Source organism: Rhizorhapis suberifaciens (assembly GCF_014200045.1).
GTDB lineage: Bacteria > Pseudomonadota > Alphaproteobacteria > Sphingomonadales > Sphingomonadaceae > Rhizorhapis > Rhizorhapis suberifaciens.
Map to the genome: position 1 here is coordinate 296,854 of NZ_JACHOV010000001.1, position 15,638 is coordinate 312,491.

The following is a 15,638-nucleotide window of genomic DNA, read 5'->3' on the forward strand; positions in this document are numbered from 1 at the left end:
GGCGGAATGATGCGCTCATTATCTTAGACCGTGCTTTTGTAAAAAAGCTATGTTTGTACTGCCTTGCAACCGGCCTCAACTTCCTTACGTTCATAAAAAAACAGCATATCTCCTAAAGGGAGGCACTTCATCAGATGTCATCGGTGATTTCCGTATCAGGCCTGTCGAAAAACTACGCGACAGGCACAAAGGCGCTGGACAATATAGATCTGGAAATCCGTAAGGGTGAGATATTCGCGCTGCTGGGCGCGAATGGTGCGGGAAAGACGACGCTGATCAGCATTGTCTGCGGCCTTGTGATGCCCAGTAGCGGAGCCGTGCTGGTAGATGGTCATGACATCGTCCGCAATTACAAGGCCGCTCGCTTGAAAATCGGTCTTGTGCCTCAGGAAATCTCGCTGGACATGTTTGAAACGGTCCTGTCGACCGTCAATTTCAGCCGCGGACTTTTTGGCAAGAAAAACGACCCTGCTTATGTTGAAAAAGTACTTCGGGACCTGACGCTCTGGGACAAGCGCGCTTCAAAAGTGGAGGCGTTGTCGGGCGGCATGAAACGCCGCCTGATGATTGCCAAGGCGCTTGTGCATGAACCCGACATACTCTTCCTTGATGAGCCGACGGCGGGTGTCGATGTAGAATTGCGGCGCGACATGTGGGGGTTGGTGCGGCAGATGCGGACACGCGGCGTCACCATCATCCTGACCACCCATTATATCGAAGAGGCGGAGGAAATGGCCGATCGAGTGGGGGTCATTCACAAGGGGCGGCTGATCCTGGTGGAAGAAAAGAACATGCTGATGAAGAAGCTCGGCAAGAAGACTTTGACGGTTCACCTCTCCGAGCCTTTGGAGGAACTTCCAGAGGAGCTATCCGACTGGCAGCTTCGTCTCTCAGACGATGGCATGCAGGTCGAATATATTTTCGACACCAAGGCGGAGCGCACGGGTATCTCCACCCTTCTGCGGTGTCTGGGCGATCTGGGCATTGCCTATCGCGACCTCAACACCAGGGAGAGCTCCCTGGAAGATATCTTCGTCGGCCTTGTCCATGCGCCGGTGAGCGAGGTTGCATGATGAGCTTTAATCTTCGCGGAATCCTGACCATTTACCGTGCGGAGCTGCATCGCTTCAGGCGGACCATCATGACCAGCCTGATGACGCCCGTCATAACCACATCACTTTACTTCATTGTGTTCGGGTCGGCGATTGGTTCGCGGATGACGGAAATCGGGGGCGTACCCTATGGCTCGTTCATCGTTCCGGGCCTTATCATGCTGTCGATGTTTACCGAAAGCATCTTCAATGCGAGCTTCGGCATCTTCATGCCGAAATGGACCAAGGCAATTTACGAACCGCTGTCCGCTCCCATTTCTCCGCTGGAAATCGTAGTCGCTTATGTGGGTGCGGCGGCTACAAAGTCCATGATTCTGGGCCTGATCATTCTGGCGACGGCGAACCTGTTTGTCGACGTGGCGATAGCTTATCCGGTGGCCATGATCGCCTTCATGGCGTTGATCGCAGTCAGTTTTTGCCTGTTCGGATTCATTCTTGGCATCTGGGCAAAGAATTTTGAACAGTTGCAGGTCATTCCGCTGCTCGTGATCATGCCGATGACATTCCTGGGCGGCGCTTTCTATTCGATCGAAATGCTGCCGCCATTTTGGCGGACGGTGACTTTGTTCAATCCGGTGGTTTATCTCATCAGCGGCTTTCGCTGGACCTTCTTTGGCAAGGGGGACGTCAGCATCGGCGTCAGCCTTGGCTTTACCATGCTGATGCTGGTGCTATGCCTCGGCGCGATCATCTGGATATTCCGGACAGGCTATCGGCTGAAGGACTGAGCCGGGGCTGGCCGTCCACCTGCTTAAAGTGTAGTTTGCAGGAATTATTGGCGGGAGACTCATCATGCCGCAGTTTGTCATTGAACGGGAAATGCCGGGTGCAGGCGATCTAAGCGCTGACGAGTTGAAGGGCGCGTCCCAAACCTCCTGCGCGGTGCTGCGCGATCTGGGGCCGGATATACAGTGGGTCCATAGCTATGTGACCGACAACAAGATCTACTGCATCTACCGCGCGCCCAGCGAAGACCTGATCCGCCGCCATGCGGAAACTGCCGGCCTTCCGGCGAACAGCATCGCGGCGGTAAAGCGTGTTATCGATCCGACAACCGCAGAATAGAAAGCCTCGGCTGCTTCATCCAGCCATGCTCCTGATGTCGTCACGGTTCGTCGCTTCCTCCGGAACCCTGCTCAGCAGGGACGCATTGGAGCAGTAGCGCAACCTCCGTGGTTTCCCGATCAAGCAGACCGGCAAAAGCCCGGAGAAACGAACGCGCCTTTCAAGAAAGGATGCGAAAATGGCAGACAGATGGAGAGATGAAGAACGGTATCGTCGCGGTTCTGGCGGCGAGTATCGCGGTGGACAATATGGAAGCGACTATGGGCGTTCTCGCGGCGGTCGCGATTATGGCCGCAGCAGTGAATCCGAAAGTGGTTACGGCCGCGACTATTATGGCGGCGGCATCGGCGGCGGTAGCGAAGACTATTATCGTCCAGGGTCCTTTGGCTATGGCCGCGAAGGCGCCTCTGGGGCCGAATATGGTCAACGCGGCCGTTCGATTTACGACCGTGACGAGGACGAATGGGGGCGCGGCGGTTGGCAAGGCAGCCGCAGCTATGCTGGCAGTGGGTCGACATCCTATGGCCGCACTGGCGGCGATTGGTCGCGGCGATCTAGCGGAGCCTATGGTTCTCGTGAAGCTGGGCGCGAGGAGGAAGATCGCGGCTGGTGGGATCGGGCAGGTGACGAAGTCCGCTCATGGTTCGGCGATGATGATGCAGAACGCCGTCGCAGGATGGACGAATATCGCGGCCGCGGGCCCAAGGGCTATACTCGCTCCGACGACCGTATTCGTGAAGACGTTTGCGATCGCCTGTGCGACGATCCGCGCGTGGATGCATCGAACATCGAAGTGACGGTATCCAATGGCGAAGTGACGCTGGCCGGGACTGTGGACGCTCGTGACGTGAAACGCCGTGCGGAGGACTGTGCGGAAGATGTGTCGGGCGTGAAGAACGTCCAGAATAATCTGCGCGTGCAGATGCAGTCCGCAAGTCTTGGCAGCACGACCGGCGCGTCCAGCATGGCTACTGGCTCGATAGGCGCTACGGGCACCGCCGGCACCGGCACGTCAACGGGCGCTGGCTCGACAACGACTGGCGCAAGATCGAAACAGACGACCTGAAGATCTGGATCCTCCCCGGGATATCTCGGGGAGGATTTCCTATGCCGCCGCTTTCGCAAGCCCCTTCGATAATTGCAGCGCCCCATTGATTCGCGATTTCGGATCGCCCCAGGCGCGGTTGATCACCAGCTTGCTGTCGGGCCGCAATTTTGCAACGCCGTTCAGCCGCTGCACATAGGCGATCAGCCCTGGAAGGTTTGGAAAGCTATCATTGTGGAAACTGACCAGCGCGCCCTTCGGCCCCACGTCGATCTTGGCGATCGCGGCCTTTGTGCAGTTCATCTTGATCTCGATCACGCGCAGCAGATTTTCCGTAGGCTCCGGCAGCTTGCCGAACCGGTCGATCAGTTCCGCCGCGAAGGACTCGATGCCCTGGCGGTCCTCCAACTCATTCATGCGCCGGTATAGGCCCATCCGCAGATCCAGGTCAGGTACATAGTCGTCCGGTATCATGATCGGCGCATCTACGGTGATTTGCGGGGAGAAGCTCTCACGCGGAGCAAGGCCGGAGCCGCCCGCCTTCGCCTCCATGATCGCTTCTTCCAGCATCGACTGGTAAAGTTCGAAGCCGACCTCCTTGATATGCCCCGACTGTTCGTCTCCCACCAGATTGCCCGCGCCGCGTATGTCGAGATCGTGGCTCGCCAACTGGAATCCCGCGCCCAGGCTGTCCAGGTCAGAAAGCACCTTCAGTCTCTTTTCCGCCGTTTCAGTGATCAGACGGTCGGCGGGCGTGGTGAAATAGGCATATGCCCGCGTCTTCGACCGGCCGACCCGCCCGCGCAACTGGTAAAGCTGCGCCAGCCCGAACCGGTCAGCGCGGTGGATGATGAGCGTGTTTGCGCTTGGAATATCGAGGCCGCTCTCCACGATCGTGGTCGAAAGCAGGACGTCATAGCGCTTGTCGTAATAGGCCGACATCCGCTCCTCCACCTGGCTCGGGGCCATCTGTCCATGCGCAACCACATAGCGGACCTCTGGCACTTCCTTGCGCAGGAACTCCTCAATGTCCGTCAGGTCCGATACGCGGGGCGCGACAAAGAAGCTCTGCCCGCCACGATAATGTTCACGCAGCAAAGCTTCGCGGACCACCACCTGGTCCCAGGGCATCACGTAGGTCCGTACCGCCAGCCGGTCGACGGGGGGCGTCTGGATCACTGAAAGCTCCCGCAATCCAGACATCGCCATTTGCAGGGTGCGCGGGATCGGTGTCGCGGTGAGTGTCAGCACATGCACGTCGGTCCGCAGCTGCTTCAGCCGTTCTTTGTGGACCACGCCGAAGCGCTGTTCTTCGTCCACAATAACGAGACCTAAGCGTTTGAATTCAAGTCCTTTTGCCAACAATGCATGAGTGCCGACCACAACATCGATGGTGCCGTCGGCAAGGCCTTCCTTCACGGCCTTGGCCTCGTTGGCGCCGACCAGTCGCGACAGCCGCCCGATCTTCAGCGGAAAGCCCTTGAACCGTTCCTCAAAATTCATGGCGTGCTGCCGGGCGAGCAGGGTGGTGGGGCAAATCAGCACTACCTGCATCCCTGCCATCGCCGCAACAAAGGCCGCCCGTAGCGCCACCTCCGTCTTGCCGAAGCCAACATCGCCGCACACCAGGCGGTCCATGGGTTTGCCCGCCGCCAAGTCATCCAACACGTCGGCAATTGCCCGGTCCTGATCGTCCGTCTCCTGATAGGGGAAACGATCGACAAATGCCGGGTAGCCGCCGCTGTCGGGCTCGGCCACTTGTCCTGGCCGCAAAGCACGCTCGGCGGCGGTCTTCAGAAGCTCACCCGCAATTTCGCGGATTCGCTCCTTCATTTTCGCCTTACGCCGCTGCCAGGCCTCACCGCCCAGCTTGTCGAGCATCACGCCGTCATGGTCATTGCCATAGCGCGACAGGACATCGATATTCTCGACCGGCACATAAAGCTTGTCACCGCCCGAATATTCCAGCGCGACACAGTCATGCGGGCTGTTCCCCACTGGTATGGATGTCAGCCCTTCATAGCGCCCGATGCCATGATCGACATGCACCACCAGGTCGCCGGGCGTAAGTGTCGCCAGTTCGGCGAGGAAGGCATCTGCGCTCTTCTTGCGCTTTTGCCGCCGCACGAGGCGGTCGCCGAGCATATCCTGCTCGGTCAGCACCGCTACGTCGGGCGCGGTAAAGCCGTGGTCGAGCGGCAGCACCGAAAGGGCGACCGTGCCACCGGCCGCAATTCCCAGCGCCTCCTGCCAGTCTTCGGCCTTGGTGAGCCGTTTGACGCCATGGTCTGCCAGCAGCCCCGAAAGCCGCTCCCGCGCGCCGACGGAATAGCTCGCGATCACCACCTTCTTGTCCGCGCGCTGCAGTGACGCGATATGCTTCCCTACTGCCTCATAGACATTGGCGTTCTGCGCCCGTTCCGGCGCGAAATCGCGCGCATTGTCGACGCCGAAATCGACCACCTGTTCGCTCTCTGGCTCGTGGAAAGCAGTCGCCAAATGCACCACATGCCGCCCAATGCAGGCATCCCATTCCTCGTTGGAGAGATAGAGCTGTTCCGGATCAAGCGGACGATAGCTCCCAGGATCGGAAGAAGCGGCCTGTTTGCGGTTGCCATGATAGTCCCGGACCGCCTCAAACCGCGCTTCGGCCGCGCCAGTGACGCCACTGTCACGCACATATAGCGCATCTTCACCCAAATGATCGAACAGCGTTGCCAGCCTGTCTTCGAACAGGGGTAGCCAATGCTCCATCCCGGCCAGCCGCCGACCGTCGCTGATCGCCTGATATAGTGGGTCGCCCGTTGCCATCGCGCCGAACTTTTCGCGATAACGGCCTCGGAAGCGCTTGATGCTGTCCTCGTCGAGCAAAGCCTCCGATGCAGGCAGCAGGGTAAAGCCGTCGATCCTGCCGGTGGTGCGCTGGTCGGCGGGATCGAATTGCCGAACGCTTTCAATTTCCTCTCCGAAGAAATCGAGCCTTAGCGCCAAATCCTGCCCAGAAGGGAAAAGATCGACAATGCCACCCCGCACGGCAAATTCGCCTGCGTCGGCGACGGTTTCGACGCGCACATAGCCATTGGCTTGCAGCAATTCGGCCAGCTTCTCGATCGCGATGCTTTCGCCGGGCGTAAGCCGCGCCACCAACTGTCGAACACGGAAAGGCGTCAGCGTCCTTTGGGTAATGGCATTGATGGTGGTGAGCACCAGTTGCGGACGGCTATGCTTTTCCTGCAAGGCATGCAGCCCTGCCAGCCGCTCCGACATTGACCGCAGCGACGGCGAAGAACGGTCGTAAGGCAGGCAGTCCCATGCCGGGATCTGGATGATCTGCAGTTCGGGCGCGAAATAAGCGGCCGTATCGGCCACTGCTCGCATCGCGCTGTCGTCGGGCGCGATATAAACCGCCCGCGCTTTGGCCGCTCGAGCCAGATCCGCAAGCAGCCACGGCAAAAACCCCTGCGGCACGCCCGCAAGGGTAAGTGGGTGGGTGGATTTCAGGAGCTTCTGAAGGTCGGTCATGCCATGGCGTAAGAAAAGAATTTTTCAAAAAACAGAGGGTGGAAGGAAGCGAAGCTCAACCCGGAATCTCCAGATAATCCAGCTTTTTCATCGCATCCATTTGCGGGCCGGCGAAGGCGTGCGGCACTGGCTGCTTGCCGATGGCCCAGGCCATGATGTCGACATCGTCCTCCTCCAGCAGTCGTTCGAACCAGTCCAACTCCGCTGGCGACCAGAGCGGTCCATAGCGATTGAAAAAACCGCCGATCATCATGTCGGCTTCGCGAGTGCCTCGATGCCATGCCCGGAATTGCAGGCGGCGCAGGCGAATGTCTTTTTCCATGGGTTCACGATTTCCTACACAGCACCCAGCCATTTAAGGGCGCAATAAAAATCGGCCGGCGGGCGCTTTCAAGGCCAGCCGGCTTGTCTATAAGTCCCTTAGCCATGCGACCCGATATTCTCAATCCGCTCTTTGCCGAAATATCGGCGCTGAAAGGCATAGGTCCTCAGCTGACGAAGCCGCTTGAACGCTTGGGGCTGGCCCGCGTGGTCGATGCGGCGTTTCATCTCCCGCTCAACTGGATCGACCGGAAGCGAGTCACGGAACTCGACATGGCCGATGCAGGTCGCACGATTTCCATCGAACTGACGCCGGTGGATTACAAGGCGAGCGGCAGCGCCCGCGCCCCTTTCCGGGTCCACGCTACGGATGCACACGGCAATTATGTCTCGCTTGTCTATTTCGGAAAAAATTCAGCTTGGGCGCGTAAGCTGCTGCCACTGAAAGAAAAACGCTTCGTTTCCGGCAAGCTCGAACATTATGGCCAGGAACTGCAGATCATTCATCCCGACTATGTACTCGCTCCCGAAGAGGCTGGAGACGTACCGGAACGAGAACCAGTGTATAGCCTGTCGGAGGGACTGACCAACAACCGGATGCGCCATATTGCCGGCCAGGCCATCGAACGAGCGCCTACTCTGCCCGAATGGATCGAACCGAGTGTAGTCGCGCAGAAGCACTGGCCGGACTGGGGCGAAGCGCTGCACGCCGCGCATAACGATCCAGCCAACGCAAAACCACGCGAACGACTGGCCTATGACGAAATTTTCGCTGGACAGCTGGCATTGATGCTGGTGCGGGCGAGCGCGCGAAAGCGGCGCGGCATTCCTATAGAAGGGGACGGCCATCTCCGGGCGATGGTGAAACTGCCTTTTGCTCCCACGGGCGCTCAGCGCCGCGCCAGTGACGAAATTGCGGGCGATATGGCGCAGGTTCAGCCGATGCTCCGCCTGCTGCAGGGCGATGTCGGGGCGGGGAAGACACTGGTCGCCCTGATGGCGCTTTTGAATGTGGTCGAGGCCGGCGCACAAGGCGCGATGCTTTCCCCGACCGAAATTCTAGCAAGGCAGCATTTCGCCACTCTGCAAAAGATGCTCGCAGGCGTCCCGGTCAATATCGCCATTCTCACAGGCCGGGAAAAGGGGAGGGTGCGGGAATCAACCTTGATGGGATTGGCCGATGGCTCGATCGATATCCTGGTTGGCACTCATGCCATTTTCCAGGAGGCGGTCGCTTACAAAAAACTGGCCTTGGCTGTCATTGACGAGCAGCACCGCTTCGGCGTCGCCCAACGCATGATGCTGACGGCGAAGGCGGAACGGGTGCCGCACCTTCTCGCCATGACGGCGACGCCGATCCCGCGCACGCTGACACTCACTTATTATGGCGAAATGGACGTGTCGCGCCTCGACGAAATGCCGCCGGGCCGTCAGCCCATTGAAACGCGCGTCATGTCTGCAGAGCGGCTGCCGGAGATTGTCGATGCCCTCGGCCGCCACATGGCCGGTGGAGGGCAGGCCTATTGGGTATGCCCGCTGGTCGAGGAAAGCGAAAAGATCGATCTCGCCGCGGCTGAACATCGGGCCGAATCGCTGCGCCTGCGCTTTGGCGATTCCATTGGCCTTGTTCACGGCCGAATGAAGGGGCCAGAGAAGGACGCGGTGATGGAACGCTTCCAGCGTGGCGATATCAAGGTCCTGGTGGCGACTACCGTCATTGAGGTCGGGGTCGACGTCCCCAACTCAAGTCTTATGGTCGTCGAAGGGGCCGACCGTTTCGGCCTAGCCCAACTGCACCAGTTGAGGGGCAGGGTAGGGCGCGGGGACAAGAAATCGATCTGCCTTCTCATTCGAGGCAACGCCCTTAGCGAAACGGCGCGTGCGCGGCTGGCGCTGATGCGCGAAACCAATGACGGCTTCCGCATAGCAGAGGAGGACCTTCGCCTGCGCGGGGCGGGTGAAATATTGGGTACACGCCAGTCAGGTGAGGCGCAGTTCAAGCTTGCGACGCCCGAACAGATTGATGCGCTCGTTTCCATTGCCCGCGACGACGCTCGGCTGCTGGTGGAGCGCGATGGCGGTTTGGGAAGCGCTCGGGGCGAAGCGGCCCGGACATGCCTCTACCTCTTCGAGCGCGATGCCGCCGTCGCCCTGCTGCGGAGCGGCTGATTTCAATCGGCCATTAATCCTGCAAAATCAACGTTCCTTTCTTGAAGCAGTGTTGCAGCATTTCAGGCCCATCGGACCACGCCTCGACCGACTTGAACGGAAAGGCCGAAACCTCAGCGGTCCTTCCGCGTTCCCTCGACCATGACTCGAACGGACCTCAGCCTCGCTCCACCAGCGACCCCGCTCGGTGCGCTGGCCATGATTGCCGCCGCCATCCTGACCGCACTTGTCCTGCACAAGTTTGCTTTCTGGCTCGCCAAGCGCCTCATGCAGCACACGCGACGAGAGGATGACGACATTGTCTTGCATGCCCTGCAGCAGCCTGTTCGCTGGCTGATGGTGCTGGTGGGTTTAGGCATTGTGATAGAGCCCCTGCCACTTGGCGAGGCGCTGGACCGCTATTGGGCCATTGGTTCGCGGATGTTGCTCGCAGCCCTCATCGGCTGGATGGCCATCGCGTTCATCGGCGCTTTGCGGCAGATCGTGGAATTGCGCAACGACATTAGCGTCGCCGATAATCTTCGCGCCCGCCGCCGGCGCACCCGCGTCGCCATCCTCCATCGTATCGTACAGTTCGTCATCGGCTTCATCACGCTCGCCATGATGCTGATCGCCATTCCGGGAGTGCGCGCCATTGGCGTGACCCTGATGGCTTCTGCGGGCATTGCCGGACTGGTGCTCGGCGCTGCCGCCCAACCAGCGCTCAAAAATCTTCTGGCCGGGATTCAGATGGCCTTTACCGAACCCATCCGACTGGATGACGTAGTGATCGTAGAGGGGGAGTGGGGCCGAATCGAAGAAATCAGCCTCACCTATGTTGTCGTCCGCCTATGGGACGATCGTCGGCTGGTGGTCCCCGTCTCGTGGTTCCTGGAAAAGCCCTTCCAGAACTGGACCCGCGAAACCAGTCACTTGCTGGGGACTGTCTTTTTCCATGTCGATCCGGCTGCCGATGTCGCCCGCATCCGGCGCAAGATCGAGGAGACGGCTGCATCCAATTCCCGCTGGGACAAACGCGTTGTCGTGCTTCAGGTAACTGAACACCGCCCGGAAGCGCTGGAACTTCGCGCGCTGCTGAGTGCCGGGAATGCCGGCGACGCCTTTGACCTGCGTTGCGACGTGCGCGAAGCCGTGATGACGTTCCTACGCGATGAAATGCCGGAAGCACTGCCTCGCAACCGTCACCTCGTCGGCGGTGCGGAGGTGGACCGGCCCATTTTCCTTACGGAGGAAGAGGCGTTGAATGCGAATTGAGGCGATCTACCAGGCCGGCTGTCGGCCCGGAATAAGCGACAGCATCCGGGCGTAGGTCCGATCGCATACGGGCGTGACGAATTCCGTGCCTATCCGGCCGTCCTCCACCCAACGCACCAACGCCTCGACCTTCCCGCACAGCGGAAGCTGAACGATCAAGCGCTCGCTTTTGCTGACCGGCGCTTCTGTGCGCGCCATCAGGCCCAATGGGGAAATGTTGACCACGTGAAGATCGCCGTCCCCCTGATGAGAGGAAAAGCTGGTCTTGAAATCGACAAGGTCCCGGCCTGTCCGGCGGAGATGGGCTGGACTTGCAGGCTCGCTCAGCGAACGCAGATTCTTCATATATGCACTCCGCTCTTCCCCATCGGAAAGTATCGCGAAATTTACTAAAGGAATCTGGCCGTAGATGGTTAACGCGTTGAAAAAAAACTGTTGATCAATCCACTATGACGCCATGCTTCTTCGTTCCAAAGCTTATCTTGTCTCCGAGGGCAACAGGCGTAAGGGGATCGCTTACCGCAACATCGTTGATACGAATGGCCCCTTCACTCACCTTGCGCTTCACCTCCTTGTTCGAAGCAGCAAAACCTAAGCCTGTGAGAGCCTGCATTACAGTCATCTCCGCCACGAGCTTGACCGCAGGAAGGTTGGCGTCGGCAGCGCCCTCTTCAAATGTGCGTCGCGCGGTTTCCGCCGCCTGCGCGGCTGCGGCGGGCCCCCGGCAAAGGGCTGTCGCTTCGTTTGCGAGGATCTTCTTGACCTCGTTGATTTCGCTGCCCTGCAATGTCGCCAGCCGGTCGATTTCGTTCGCAGGAAGGTCGGTGAACAACCTCAGGCGGGCGGCGACATCCCGGTCATCGGTGTTCCGCCAGAACTGCCAATAGTCATAGTCCGAAAGCTGCTCTTCGTTCAGCCATACCGCGCCGCCGACCGTCTTGCCCATTTTGGTGCCGTCGGCATTGGTGAGAAGCGGCGTCGTGAGCCCGAAGACTTGCGTTCCGTCCATGCGGCGCGCCAATTCCACGCCATTGACAATATTGCCCCATTGGTCCGATCCGCCCATCTGCAACCGGCAGGCGGCGCGCCGGGACAATTCCATAAAGTCATAGGCTTGGAGGATCATGTAATTGAATTCCAGGAAACTCAGCGACTGTTCGCGATCGAGGCGCATTTTCACCGAATCGAAGCTCAGCATTCGATTGACGGAGAAATGCTGGCCGACTTCGCGCAGGAAAGGGATGTACTCAAGCTTGTCCAGCCACTCGGCATTGTCCAGCATGATTGCGTCGGTCGGCCCATCGCCGAAGGTCAGGAACCGTTCGAACACACGCCGGATCGACGCCACATTCTGCTCGATGATGTCTTCTGTGAGGAGCTTGCGTGCTTCATCCTTAAAGCTTGGGTCGCCAATCTTGCCCGTGCCGCCGCCCATGAGGACAATTGGCTTGTGCCCGGCCTTCTGCAACTGGCGCAGCATCATGATGGACACAAGATGGCCGACATGCAGCGAAGGAGCGGTGGGATCAAAACCGATATATCCCGGAACGATCTGCTTGGCGGCCAACTCATCCAGCCCTTCGGCATCGGTGATCTGGTGGATATAGCCGCGCTGGTCGAGTAAGCGGAGGAGATCGGATTTGAATTCTGTCATAGCGCGCGGGCGCATAGCATGGGGTTGCTGTCTTGGGTAGGGTATTGGCGAACAGGACCCTGGTGCGTCATCCGGCGAGCCAGGGTTCCGCGGGCCTCATGTGCGCGGTTGAGGTGTCGATGCTTCACTCCTGCGCGCTGCAGTTGGATTACCGGGTTACAGGTGACACAGATGTGCTGAAGCTGCCCCCCATTGCTAATCCCGAGCGAGCGGACAATCTTTGGCAAACGACCTGTTTTGAGCTGTTCGTTGCGCTGGATGGCGGAAAATATGCGGAGTTCAACTTTTCGCCATCCACCTGCTGGGCGGGGTACCGTTTCGAAGGCTATCGGAATGGCATGCAGGTTCTGACAGGAGTGGAGCCTGTGGTGCGTTTTGCCGTGGAGAGAGAGGCGCTGCGGCTTACCGCGATTCTCGATCTTGGGAATTTGGTCCGCGATCTCAACGGCCCCGCAGGCATCTCAGCCGTCCTTGAACAGCGGGATGGGAAGACCTCCTGGTGGGCGCTGAACCATCCTGGCGGAAAGCCGGATTTTCATCATTGGGATTGCTTTGCGCTGAAACTGGGGGCAGCGAGAGAATCATGAAATTTGGCATTGATCGACTTCTATCCGACAACAGCTTTCGCGCTCCTTTGGCGGGCAAGCGCGTCGCGTTGCTGGCTCATCCTGCCTCGGTCACGGCAGACCTCACCCATAGTCTGGATGCTTTGGCCGCTTGCCAAGATATTCGCCTGACTGCCGCCTTTGGCCCGCAGCATGGCCTGCGCGGGGACAAGCAGGATAATATGGTGGAATCGGCCGACTTCAACGATCCCATTCACGGCATTCCCGTCTTCAGTCTTTATGGTGAAGTACGGCGACCAACCGACCAGATGATGGATAGGTTCGATGTGATTCTCATCGATCTTCAAGATTTGGGGTGCCGCATCTACACCTTTATCACAACACTGCTTTACGTGCTCGAAGCGGCGGCCAAGCACGGTAAACAGGTGGTGGTGCTGGACCGGCCCAACCCGGCAGGACGCCCTGTGGAAGGGCTAATCCTTCGTCCGGGTTGGGAAAGCTTTGTCGGTGCTGGCCCCATCCCCATGCGGCATGGATTGACGCTAGGAGAATTGGGGCAGTGGTTCATTGACCATTACAAACTCGACGTCGATTATTCTGCCATTGGAATGGAGGGATGGCGGCCGGAATCCGGACCTGGCTATGGCTGGCCTGGGGAGAACCGGATCTGGATCAATCCCAGCCCCAATGCCCCTAACGTCAACATGGCGCGGGCCTATGCCGGTACGGTCATGCTGGAAGGAGCCACCTTGTCAGAAGGGCGCGGCACCACCAGACCGCTTGAACTTTTTGGTGCGCCAGATATCGACGCCCGCGCTGTAATTGCCGAAATGCGCCGCCTGGCACCGCATTGGCTGGCCGGATGTGTGCTCCGCGATTGCTGGTTCGAACCTACGTTCCACAAGCATGTAGGCAAGCTTTGCAGCGGTATTCATATCCACGCGGAGGGGCGGTTTTATGATCATGCGGCCTTTCGCCCCTGGCGCGTACAAGCATTGGCGTTCAAAGCGATCCGATCACTTTCACCCGACTATGACTTATGGCGTGACTTTCCCTATGAATATGAACTTGGAAAGCTGCCCATCGACGTGATCAACGGCAGTCCGCTACTGCGGGAATGGGTCGATGATAGCGCGGCGCGTCCCGATGATCTTGATGCATTGGCACTGCCTGATGAGCAGGCTTGGGAGCAAGAACGGCGGGCTTTTCTTCTTTATTGATGTATGATCGCTTCTGCTTGGGGGCATTACGCTCCTAAGTTACATTGAGCGATGCAATGAACATTCAAAAGCCAGTTACGACGTCCTCTCCGGTGGCTGCTCGTCCTCCGATGGTGGGAGTGCGGGAAGTGGTGGGTTCGTCGCTTGGCGGACCACTGAAAAGGGCAAAGGTTCGCGCCATTTTGGTGGGTGAGCGCATCGACACGCGCAACCTGGCTGGATTTGTGGAACCCGAAAGCCTTGAGACCGAAGGGTTGGGCGCGGTGTTCGTGTTCCGCTACGGCGTTCTCGTGCTGTTCGGCGCTAAAGATGGGATTGAACAGGACCTGCTGGAGCGCCTGAAGGACCACATCATCGACCCGCTGGACGTGCCGGAGATCGAAAAGGCGTCTGTCGAAATAAGGCCGTCAGCCGACGAGCAGGTGGATTCGAGCGGTCATATCATCCTGCGCGAAGGGGGAATTGAGCGGTTGCTGCTTGTGGCAACAGTGCTGGCGCGCAGCGTTGTGCTCGCAAGGGACGAAAGCCGCATTGCACAGACATTCGACCGCATTGAACCTCTGGTCACTGCGCTGCGCTCGCGGGGCCGGGCGGGGCTGCCGATTCGACGGGTGATGCAGGACATTGGCGAGGTTCTGGATGCGCGGCACCGCGTTGTGGGCCGTGCGCAAGTGGGTGAGAAGCCCGACCTGTTATGGGACCATCCCGAACTCGACCGGCTTTATGCCCGTTTGGAGGCGGAATATGAGCTGGACGAGCGGGCCGAGGTGATCGGCGCAAAGCTGGAGGTTATCGGCGACACCGCGGACGCGCTGCTTAATCTGGTGCAGGACAAGCGTGCCGTGCGCCTTGAACTGGCGATCATCGCGCTGATCGCGTTCGAAGTGGCACTGACGGTCTACGATCGGTGGCTGGTTTAGGACCGGCATCGGCCTTCGGAAGTCAGGCTTTATGCCTGTCGTGCAGCGGCTCTTGCACTTAGCAGATCCCACAGACCGCGATGTTGGCCCAAAAGTTGGCGTGCGCCAAAATATACCGCCCGTTCAACGGCCTCGTCCTCACAAATCGCAACTGCCACGGCCAAGGTTTCCTGCCGGCCAGGCAATGTGCTGCGGTGGGGACTTAGGCCTAAACGCAGGGCTGCTGCATCCAAGATACGGCGGACGGCCACCCAGTCTAAGACCAATGCAAAAGCCGCGCCGACGGCGCAGCCGCGACGATCGGATTGTGCCAGCATCTCAAGTGCATGCCGCTGCCCCAGAATAGTCGTGTCGGCATCGCTTTGCCCGATGGTGCTGGGTACGGGCCCGGCGGCAACGGTGACCTGGGTCAGGAAGCGGCGCTCGGCCGCAAAGCCGTCAGCGGACTTGATGAGCCATTCGCGTGCTTCATTGTCGGTCGTATGCAGGGCGGCATGATCGATCAAGCCGGGATGCCGCCCATGAATCATGGAAAGATAATGTGCGGCATCCGCCAGATTGGGCAGGTTGCGCGTCAGGTCACCGCCGATGCCAAGGCCGCTGGCGGACGGAAAGCTGTGACCAGCAGTTCCATCCAGATCGGTAAGGGTAAGCAGCAGTTCGGAAATGCCGCCTTTGTGCCCTTGTCTTGCCAGATTGCCGTGCATGCACATCGCCCTATGAAAGGCACCTTGGGGGTGCGGAACTGCCGTCCCCAAGGTCATAGCGCGATAGCGTAAATGTCTGGTTT

General features: G+C 59.2%; 14 protein-coding genes. 9 read left to right on the forward strand and 5 right to left on the reverse strand.

Going from position 1 to position 15,638, the window contains the following annotated elements:
• Positions 1–134: 134 nt before the first annotated feature.
• The 4 genes from HNQ99_RS01530 (at position 135) to HNQ99_RS01545 (ending at position 3,243) form a co-directional block, all read left to right on the forward strand.
• Positions 135–1,073: an ABC transporter ATP-binding protein gene (locus HNQ99_RS01530; RefSeq protein ID WP_184473865.1), complete on the forward strand. Its 939-nt coding sequence runs from the start codon at positions 135–137 to the stop codon at positions 1,071–1,073.
• On the forward strand, positions 1,070–1,840 hold the full coding sequence (locus HNQ99_RS01535) for an ABC transporter permease (RefSeq protein ID WP_184473866.1): 771 nt from the start codon (positions 1,070–1,072) through the stop codon (positions 1,838–1,840). Before HNQ99_RS01530 ends, HNQ99_RS01535 begins: the two co-directional genes overlap by 4 nt.
• 64 nt (positions 1,841–1,904) lie before the next feature.
• The gene (locus HNQ99_RS01540; protein ID WP_184473867.1) at positions 1,905–2,177 is read left to right on the forward strand and encodes a DUF4242 domain-containing protein; all 273 of its coding nucleotides are present in this window, start codon (positions 1,905–1,907) and stop codon (positions 2,175–2,177) included.
• Positions 2,178–2,355: 178 nt separating this feature from the next.
• Positions 2,356–3,243, forward strand: a complete 888-nt coding sequence (locus HNQ99_RS01545) for a BON domain-containing protein (RefSeq protein ID WP_184473868.1) — start codon at positions 2,356–2,358, stop codon at positions 3,241–3,243.
• Positions 3,244–3,282: 39 nt separating this feature from the next.
• On the opposite strand, the gene mfd is transcribed toward HNQ99_RS01545, so the two are convergent.
• Positions 3,283–6,744, reverse strand: coding sequence for a transcription-repair coupling factor (mfd, locus tag HNQ99_RS01550; RefSeq protein ID WP_184473869.1), 3,462 nt, complete (start codon positions 6,742–6,744; stop codon positions 3,283–3,285).
• 55 nt (positions 6,745–6,799) lie between these two features.
• Positions 6,800–7,066 (reverse strand): FAD assembly factor SdhE, encoded by a 267-nt coding sequence (locus HNQ99_RS01555; RefSeq protein WP_184473870.1) that lies wholly within the window; start codon positions 7,064–7,066, stop codon positions 6,800–6,802.
• A 104-nt stretch (positions 7,067–7,170) separates the two neighbouring features.
• On the opposite strand from HNQ99_RS01555, the gene recG reads away from it, so the two are divergent.
• Both recG and HNQ99_RS01565 read left to right on the forward strand, forming a co-directional pair.
• Positions 7,171–9,234 carry an ATP-dependent DNA helicase RecG gene (gene recG / locus HNQ99_RS01560; protein ID WP_184474027.1) on the forward strand — a complete coding sequence of 688 codons (2,064 nt, stop codon included), beginning with the start codon at positions 7,171–7,173 and terminating at the stop codon, positions 9,232–9,234.
• A gap of 141 nt (positions 9,235–9,375) precedes the next feature.
• The gene (locus HNQ99_RS01565) at positions 9,376–10,488 is read left to right on the forward strand and encodes a mechanosensitive ion channel family protein (protein ID WP_184473871.1); all 1,113 of its coding nucleotides are present in this window, start codon (positions 9,376–9,378) and stop codon (positions 10,486–10,488) included.
• A gap of 6 nt (positions 10,489–10,494) precedes the next feature.
• Here the strand turns inward: HNQ99_RS01565 and HNQ99_RS01570 are convergent, their stop codons facing one another.
• Both HNQ99_RS01570 and tyrS read right to left on the reverse strand, forming a co-directional pair.
• Positions 10,495–10,833 carry a PilZ domain-containing protein gene (locus HNQ99_RS01570; RefSeq protein ID WP_184473872.1) on the reverse strand — a complete coding sequence of 113 codons (339 nt, stop codon included), beginning with the start codon at positions 10,831–10,833 and terminating at the stop codon, positions 10,495–10,497.
• A gap of 94 nt (positions 10,834–10,927) precedes the next feature.
• Entirely contained in the window at positions 10,928–12,142 is a 1,215-nt protein-coding gene (tyrS, locus tag HNQ99_RS01575; RefSeq protein ID WP_184473873.1) for a tyrosine--tRNA ligase, read from the reverse strand.
• A gap of 44 nt (positions 12,143–12,186) precedes the next feature.
• Here tyrS and HNQ99_RS01580 point away from each other — a divergent pair, with 44 nt between their 5' ends.
• From HNQ99_RS01580 to HNQ99_RS01590, 3 genes are read left to right on the forward strand one after another with little or no spacing between them, the layout of a single operon-like run.
• Positions 12,187–12,729, forward strand: a complete 543-nt coding sequence (locus HNQ99_RS01580) for a DOMON-like domain-containing protein (protein WP_184473874.1) — start codon at positions 12,187–12,189, stop codon at positions 12,727–12,729.
• Complete coding sequence (locus tag HNQ99_RS01585; protein WP_184473875.1) at positions 12,726–13,928, forward strand: exo-beta-N-acetylmuramidase NamZ family protein; 1,203 nt, start codon at positions 12,726–12,728, stop codon at positions 13,926–13,928. Before HNQ99_RS01580 ends, HNQ99_RS01585 begins: the two co-directional genes overlap by 4 nt.
• 56 nt (positions 13,929–13,984) lie before the next feature.
• Positions 13,985–14,848 (forward strand): RMD1 family protein, encoded by an 864-nt coding sequence (locus HNQ99_RS01590; RefSeq protein WP_184473876.1) that lies wholly within the window; start codon positions 13,985–13,987, stop codon positions 14,846–14,848.
• Between the two features lie 29 nt (positions 14,849–14,877).
• Here HNQ99_RS01590 and HNQ99_RS01595 read toward each other — a convergent pair whose 3' ends face one another.
• On the reverse strand, positions 14,878–15,555 hold the full coding sequence (locus HNQ99_RS01595) for a DUF6975 family protein (RefSeq protein ID WP_184473877.1): 678 nt from the start codon (positions 15,553–15,555) through the stop codon (positions 14,878–14,880).
• Positions 15,556–15,638: the final 83 nt, after the last annotated feature.